1 protein-coding gene is annotated in these 391 nt (G+C 66.5%); it reads right to left on the reverse strand.

The features are described from left to right. Positions 1–391 (reverse strand): AMP-binding protein (locus B3T77_RS06470; protein WP_292078229.1); only part of this gene is annotated, 391 nt, incomplete at both ends.

The following is a 391-nucleotide window of genomic DNA, read 5'->3' on the forward strand; positions in this document are numbered from 1 at the left end:
GGCGGTGTCGCGGTTGGTCAGGCCTTCGCGCGCCGACTTGGACGGTCGCACCGAAGACCCGCCGCGCACCGGCTTGTCCAGGCCGCGACGGTCGCTGGTCTCCAGATCGTCAGTCAGGCCCAGAACCCAGAGCGCCAGGTTGTGATCGACCAGAGGCCGCGCCTCCTCGATCTGACGCCAGCAATCCTCGTCCGCGACGACGTTGAACGCCTTGGAGATGGCCAGACAGTGGGCCAGCCCCTGCCCGTTCAGATTGGTGTTGATCAGGGCGGTCGCGATGCCGACCTTGGAGAAGCCGATCCACGCCGCCAGATACTCGATCCGGTTGGTCATCATCAGGGCGATGGTGTCGCTGCGACGCAGGCCCCGGTTCTTGGCCCAGTGGGCGAAG

This window comes from Brevundimonas sp. UBA7838, from assembly GCF_002500885.1.
In the GTDB taxonomy this organism is placed as follows: Bacteria; Pseudomonadota; Alphaproteobacteria; order Caulobacterales; family Caulobacteraceae; genus Brevundimonas; species Brevundimonas vesicularis_C.